At 52.1% G+C, this 5,939-nt stretch carries 10 protein-coding genes; 2 read left to right on the top strand and 8 right to left on the bottom strand.

Annotation, left to right across the window (positions count from 1 at the left end; translation table 11 throughout):
- From JIN85_RS22385 to JIN85_RS19570, 4 genes are all read right to left on the bottom strand, one after another.
- On the bottom strand, positions 1-290 hold a 290-nt coding region (locus tag JIN85_RS22385; RefSeq protein WP_425494639.1), incomplete at its 3' end, for a DUF6714 family protein.
- A complete protein-coding gene (locus JIN85_RS19560; protein WP_200274021.1) occupies positions 271-783 on the bottom strand; it encodes a hypothetical protein in 513 nt (170 codons plus the stop codon). The genes JIN85_RS19560 and JIN85_RS22385, both read right to left, overlap by 20 nt.
- A 79-nt stretch (positions 784-862) precedes the next feature.
- Positions 863-1,471: a hypothetical protein gene (locus JIN85_RS19565; RefSeq protein ID WP_200274023.1), complete on the bottom strand. Its 609-nt coding sequence runs from the start codon at positions 1,469-1,471 to the stop codon at positions 863-865.
- A 76-nt stretch (positions 1,472-1,547) separates the two neighbouring features.
- Positions 1,548-2,084, bottom strand: a complete 537-nt coding sequence (locus tag JIN85_RS19570; RefSeq protein WP_200274025.1) for a hypothetical protein — start codon at positions 2,082-2,084, stop codon at positions 1,548-1,550.
- 162 nt (positions 2,085-2,246) lie between these two features.
- On the opposite strand from JIN85_RS19570, the gene JIN85_RS19575 reads away from it, so the two are divergent.
- Positions 2,247-2,522 carry a hypothetical protein gene (locus JIN85_RS19575; RefSeq protein WP_200274027.1) on the top strand — a complete coding sequence of 92 codons (276 nt, stop codon included), beginning with the start codon at positions 2,247-2,249 and terminating at the stop codon, positions 2,520-2,522.
- Positions 2,523-2,679: 157 nt separating this feature from the next.
- On the opposite strand, the gene JIN85_RS21510 is transcribed toward JIN85_RS19575, so the two are convergent.
- The 4 genes from JIN85_RS21510 to JIN85_RS19600 form a co-directional block, all read right to left on the bottom strand.
- Positions 2,680-3,789: a hypothetical protein gene (locus JIN85_RS21510; protein ID WP_234047526.1), complete on the bottom strand. Its 1,110-nt coding sequence runs from the start codon at positions 3,787-3,789 to the stop codon at positions 2,680-2,682.
- Between the two features lie 371 nt (positions 3,790-4,160).
- Positions 4,161-4,370 carry an addiction module protein gene (locus JIN85_RS22150; protein ID WP_200274031.1) on the bottom strand — a complete coding sequence of 70 codons (210 nt, stop codon included), beginning with the start codon at positions 4,368-4,370 and terminating at the stop codon, positions 4,161-4,163.
- A 90-nt stretch (positions 4,371-4,460) separates the two neighbouring features.
- The gene (locus JIN85_RS19595; protein WP_200274033.1) at positions 4,461-4,910 is read right to left on the bottom strand and encodes a hypothetical protein; all 450 of its coding nucleotides are present in this window, start codon (positions 4,908-4,910) and stop codon (positions 4,461-4,463) included.
- 33 nt (positions 4,911-4,943) lie between these two features.
- Complete coding sequence (locus JIN85_RS19600; protein WP_200274035.1) at positions 4,944-5,621, bottom strand: hypothetical protein; 678 nt, start codon at positions 5,619-5,621, stop codon at positions 4,944-4,946.
- Between the two features lie 133 nt (positions 5,622-5,754).
- Between JIN85_RS19600 and JIN85_RS19605 the strand changes: the two genes are divergently transcribed.
- Positions 5,755-5,939, top strand: a 185-nt coding sequence (locus JIN85_RS19605) for a transposase (protein WP_200274037.1), incomplete at its 3' end; no start/stop codon positions are given.

Below are 5,939 nucleotides of genomic sequence, written 5' to 3' on the forward strand. Positions count from 1 at the left end.
ATCGAATTGGATGTTCTGAAATTCCTGAGAACCCAAATCATGTATGGAGCGATATAAAATCGAAAACCTCTATAATCAGTGAAGCAAAATGTTACAGTGAAATCGCAAAGTCGATCATTGATGATTTTCGTCCAATCGTCCTTCTCTTCGAGAGCAATGAGATGATCACGTGCAACATCGCAACCATCCGCATACTCCGCTTCGATTAGACTTATTCCGCCGTCCAAGCGAACTCCCGAAAACGCATTGAAAATGCGAGTTGAAAGTTCTTCAGCGCTGGGTGCTTTCATATTTCTTGCCCGACGTTGAAGTCCATACACCCGCTACCGGGGGCGGGTTCGAGTCAGGTTGGGGTTTGTCGTCATCATCCGAATCCGACTCGGAACGGGTAGCGGATTGTGGGGCGACGCCATGTTGGGCATTCTTGGTTTCCGCTCGCCTTAAGAGCTTTAGGGACTCTGAAGGTTGGACCAGACTCAGTCGAATTGGTTTGCTGGTTGCCTCCTCAATATCGGTGATCAGAAGCTCCCGGGCAGGGCTGTGAATGGCGAAATTGATTGCATCACCAGCCTTCCCGACTCCCTGAGCGTCTTCGAGTAAAATCACGCGCACCAGAAATCGCGGATCGACTCCAGTGACAATCGTCGTGCTGTCGTAGCGTCTGGAATTCTTAATCTCGGTGATTTTCGCGTTGAACTCGACTGCTTGCTTTTCTGCCTGGGCGGACGAAGATAACATCACAAGGATGGCCGCGAGCTTGAAGATGTTCCGTGGAATGTTCATGAATTCATTGCCTAACGTTCAATGTCCAGGCACGGGCGGATGCCCGTTGCCTAGGATATCTTGTTCGGCTTGATTTTTCTCATCGTTCAAGTTCCGTGGGCTGGGCAACTGTCATGGGGCCAATTCTCGGTGATGAATGATCCTCAAGCACACATTGCAGCGTGACCATGCAAGTATAGTTCTTGCGCCCGTTGGCAGTGAAATTAAGTTCGATATACAATTTGTCATTATCCCAGTGATCCAACTTAGTAATACATGCAAAATCTACAGCGGTCGCGTCTACACGCCCCAAAGCATTCTGCACGTAATCGGGAAACTCTAGTTGCCACGCTTCGCTATCCCGCACGCCAACGATGTAAATCTGTGTTGTGTGTCTAGAGTCTCGCTCGCAAATTGCTACGAATCGACCGGATTTGCTCCAGATTACATTACAAAGCCCCTTGGAAATGTTGTAATTTCTGAAACCGCATCCATTAATAGTCAACAGCACTCGCCGAGGTTCGTTGCTCTGTAGCTGAAAGTTGTATTCTGACCCATCCTTGTAAGGATCATAATTCGGTGTTCTGGCAAATCGCACTTCGAGGCGACCATCCGCAGAGCGCCCGCCATCGATTGGCGCATCATCGGCAAAGGCAATTCCAAAATGCCCAACAGCGCCAAGTATTAATATTAGAACGACAGTCTTCATAGATGGATAGGGCGATAGTTATGCCGAACGTCTGAAGTGTGGCACGGCGGTTAAAAGGCGTCCAGAGTGAAGCGAACTAGCGAGCTTGTCCGCCGTTGCCACCACTGCCTTGTTCGCCGATTGGTTTTTCTTGGGGCGGGTCGAGCTTCAGGGTGCCGTTCTCGACGAGGTAAGAAGCACTCTGGGCAAAAGAGACTTCATGCCCACCTTGCCAGAGTGTAACGGTAACGTGAGGTGCGGATCTCTGAGTATTGGTCGCCTCAGCTTTCGCGCCTGACTCGCGGCCTGCGGCCTCGAAACGCTTCTGGTCAGAAATGGCCCATCCATCCGATCCCTTTATCATCACGAATAGCCCGGCTACAACCGTCTTTGCGGCGGTGGACGGCGGAAGAGACGTAGTGAAGATCACCTTCAAGTCTGGCCGCTCACACAGAACCTCTGACGTCTCAAGACCTGCAGCAGTATAAGTGCGGACTGGCCCTCCGCCATACTCAACGAAGTCGATCCTCCTGAATTCGATTGGCGGATCGAAGGGTTTCTCGCCCGTGGCAGTCGCCAACCCAGCGAAGCCGATAGCGGTTGCTGTGAGGACGATGGATAGCTGGCTCTTCATTTCTGCCTAACGTTAGAGACCATCCGCGGCGGGATGGAAGCTAGAAAACCAACTCACAGACTGATCGCCGTCGGATGTGCTGCCTTGTTCGGTTCTTGGATATGTTTGCACTCACCACACAAAAGCAACAATCACGGCTAGGAGAAAATAGATCCAGCACCAATGCTGCACCGCGATACCCCACATTTGATGCGCATCACCCAAAGCAGATCCGACTACTTCAGAGTTACCATCGGCTACGCGCACGACCCTTACTCGGTTCATCCAGCGGCCCAATCCAAAACATACGATCCCGGATGCGGCAATCGCGCTTATGACTACCTCTCGAAAGTGGATCTTAGTAAAGTCCTTGCCTATTACATTCACGGAGCAAACAAGGGCGATGGCCATCACCATTGGGAAAACTACCAAAACAACGATTCCCGCGCCACGCCATGAGAATGTGATGATCATGTATTTCTTAGTTACTTACCGAACGTCGAAGTCCTCTCACACCTGCCATAGGGCGCAGCTTCGACTGTGGGTTGAGGGTTGAATGGTCATGGCGGATTGAACTCGCGGCGGGGCAGGTGTTAGGAGCGCCGCCTTGTTGGGGCTATTTAGTTTCAATCTCCTCGGATAGGAAGAACTGTTGCTTCCCTGTTGCAACATCCAATGCGCCCATTCTGGCGATACCTTTGTTGTAGTCAGAGAAGTAGATTACGCCATCCATTACCGGTGTCCGGTGCAGTTGGAAGTGCTCCCAAATCTTGGTGCCATCTGGGCGAAAGCAAGCTGTGCGATAGAGTGCGTCCGTAATCCGCAGATCTCCAGCTTTCTCGGAGCTTGAGGCCTCAATTACCTTCACAGCGCGGCTCTCAACTACCTTCAAATCTGGAATGCTGAGCTTATAAAGAGTCTGCTTGCTTTGATTGAAGTCTGCGTAATTCAGCTCTGACGTGAGATACGTCAAATCTCCGTTTTCGTCGTGGAGACCACTTGGCCCGATCGCATCCGCAGGCTTCGCTGCTGGACGGCGGCGCACCTGTCCAGTGGCGATGTCAATGACCACTAGATCTGAGGCATCGTCACAGACTATGTAATTGCCACAGCGGACAACGTAGTGCTGAGGCCAAGGCTGGTTCTCAAACTCAACCGACCAAACCCTCTTCATGGTATGACGGTCAAACGCTTCGAGCCAACCTTTCGAAAAGGAATAGCCTCCACCCTCAGCTGCCTTGCGACGCCCCTTCGCGAGCACGACAATATCCTGATCTGCATACGCCATCGTCTCCCCAAGCTTCTCATTCGCCAGGCGATTGTAAGTAGTGCCATCGAAAAGCACCAAGGCTGACTTCTCGCCATCAAGCGGCCCCCAGAATAGGTTGGTTTCAGGTGAGTATCGCACCCATTCTACCTTCGGGTCTGCACTAAATAGGGGCTCAGAGCTGCCTCGTTTCGTGTCCAACGAACTTACGGAAGCTCCTTGGGTGAGCAGGATCTTACCCGAGGTATGCACGATCAGACTTCCCTCGGAGGACAGCTTCTGTCTCCAGAGCTCCTTTCCTGCCTTGGATACGCCAATCAGCTCCAGCCGATCTGGAGACAGAACGATCAACGTATCCTCAACGACCACAGGCGTGGAATAGGTCGGAAAAATGATCGATGTGCCGGAGCAAGGCACCACGCCAATTAGTGCCACAAGGATTGTCCAGAGTGTCTTCATTTCTTGCCCTAACGTTCAATGTCTAGGCACGGGCTTTAGCCCGTTGCCACCACTGCTTTGTTCGGCTCGGTTTGTTATCTTCGGCGAAGACCGAAATTGGGATGGCGCTTGTCGTGCCTTAAAACTAAAAACCGAACCTGCCCATGTTCTTCTTCATACAGAAAGTGGTATGGAAATGAATCAAACGAGGCACGTCTCAACTTGGAAGTAACGAAATGAAAGCCCTGTGGATTCTGAATCACCCTTCCGACGGTCTCCTCTGCTTCGGCGAAAAACCGATCTCCTAGCTTGTTACCTCCTTCGTCCTCGTAGAAAGCGAGGGCTGCGCGAATATCCTTCTGAATTCGCCGATGGTAGATGACTTCCATCGGCTATCGCCCCAATGATCTCTTAATCTCCTCCCACGAACATCCCATTGAAGGATCGTTCTCCAACTCCTTAGATCGCCGGGTCGCTTCCGCAACTCCATCGTCTTCATCGACTAGGACAGCAGGCAACGATACGAGTAGTTCAGCGGCCAGCACTGCCCGATCAGAGTCGGGCAGATCCAAAGCGCATTTTTGAATCTCTTCGAGCTTCATGGGGGCATTTTACACGCTTCCATGCGTCGCGCCACTCAGATTTTTTCGCCGAACGTTAGAGTGGATGCACCGGCGGTGGCGAGTATGAATTCAACGAGAGTCGTTGTCGCCGGTTGCATCCCATGGCCTGTTGGGCTTGGTTTGTCGTTCTTCCGGGAAGTCGTATATCACCGCGAGTGACTTTGGTTTGAGGATAACACGGGAAGCAACATCATCCCAGTCCTTGAATGCAATCGTCACTCTGCAGATCGATTCCAGATCTTCTGCATCTGCCGGAGTGATCTCACTCCCGTTCTCGTCAAACGCGTGGATCGCATACCCCGGAAACCGGGCTCTGAGTTCCTTAGCAGCCTCCAATTCCATTTCGGGCTTCTTCGCACCTTCAAAATAGCCGATCATGTCTGCCTCGTTGCCCCAGTAATTCGCTTGGGCAGTTCTTGCTTCTTCGAGATAGCTACGAATCCAACTGAACGTCCCGAGTGCCACGAAGCTCAGAGCGATCAATCCGATGGCTGATATTGTGTAGATCTTGCGGTGCACTTTCTTAGCCCAACGTTTTAGGCTTGGCACCCGCTACCGGGGGGCAGGCGCTGATTCAGGTTTCGGGTTCGCATCACCCTCCGGCTTCGACTCGGGAGCAGTAGCGGGTTGTCCAGCGCCGGCTTGTCCTGCCTCTGTCTTTCGGATGGTGACCTTTCGGGTATTGGTGTCGTGATCTTCGTTCCTTGTGACTTCGTATTCGTCTTTGAGGAAGGTCATCAGGTATCGGGTGAAATGGCCCCCACCACCGCGACTGCTTCCCTGAATCTGCAACCAACCATTCTTCGGAATCAGAAAACGAACACCGCCCTGGAATCCACCGACACTATTATATGCCTTACCGTCCTTGGTAGAAAGTATCTCGTAATAAGCACCTCCCGAGCCACCAAGAATTGGAACTTCCACAAAGATCTCGAGCCTTCCATCTCCGTTAAGATCCATCGTGGCAATATAAACCTGTTCAGGTATCACCTCGTCTGGCCAATTATCTTTGATGGCAGTTCGGTGGATCTTTCCTAGCTCACTGAACTTCTTCTGTACTGGACGAAAATCTGGGGCCTTTTCCGCTGGCTTGGGCCACACATAGCCATCGGGAATTGGAAGCCAGTCGTCGTCCTGATTGTCCGCAACGACCTGCTGGGAATCCGCCGAAATCACTGAAAGCATAACTATGGCGAGGATCTTCATTTCTTGCAGAACGTATAATGCCATCTGCGGCGGGAGAAAAGCATCAAAGTCAACTCACAGGCTGATCGCTGAGCTGGCCCCCCAAAACCGGGCCAGTGGCTAAGCTATGATTGTGGTGTGTGGGTTGCTAATGCAAACCGAACCGAACACGCACAAAATGAAAAGCAAACGCGGAAGACACGACCCCGAGTTCAAGGCCCGCGTGGCGCTTGAGGCGCTCAAGGGAGTCAAGACCATCCAGGAGATTGCCAAGGAATTCGACGTCCACCCGGTGCAGGTCTCGGAGTGGAAGAAGACGATGGCTCAAAACGCAGCGAGCGCCTTCGGAGGCGGCGCGGGCAA

This window comes from Luteolibacter pohnpeiensis, from assembly GCF_016595435.1.
Taxonomy (GTDB): Bacteria; Verrucomicrobiota; Verrucomicrobiia; order Verrucomicrobiales; family Akkermansiaceae; genus Luteolibacter; species Luteolibacter pohnpeiensis.

Excerpts from the sequence above, each read along its gene's own strand:
- JIN85_RS19560 (WP_200274021.1), bottom strand. The coding sequence starts at position 783 with ATGAACATTCCACGGAACATCTTCAAGCTCGCGGCCATCCTTGTGATG.
- JIN85_RS19565 (WP_200274023.1), bottom strand. The coding sequence starts at position 1,471 with ATGAAGACTGTCGTTCTAATATTAATACTTGGCGCTGTTGGGCATTTT.
- JIN85_RS19570 (WP_200274025.1), bottom strand. The coding sequence starts at position 2,084 with ATGAAGAGCCAGCTATCCATCGTCCTCACAGCAACCGCTATCGGCTTC.
- JIN85_RS19575 (WP_200274027.1), top strand. The coding sequence starts at position 2,247 with ATGCTGCACCGCGATACCCCACATTTGATGCGCATCACCCAAAGCAGA.
- JIN85_RS21510 (WP_234047526.1), bottom strand. The coding sequence starts at position 3,789 with ATGAAGACACTCTGGACAATCCTTGTGGCACTAATTGGCGTGGTGCCT.
- JIN85_RS22150 (WP_200274031.1), bottom strand. The coding sequence starts at position 4,370 with ATGAAGCTCGAAGAGATTCAAAAATGCGCTTTGGATCTGCCCGACTCT.
- JIN85_RS19600 (WP_200274035.1), bottom strand. The coding sequence starts at position 5,621 with ATGGCATTATACGTTCTGCAAGAAATGAAGATCCTCGCCATAGTTATG.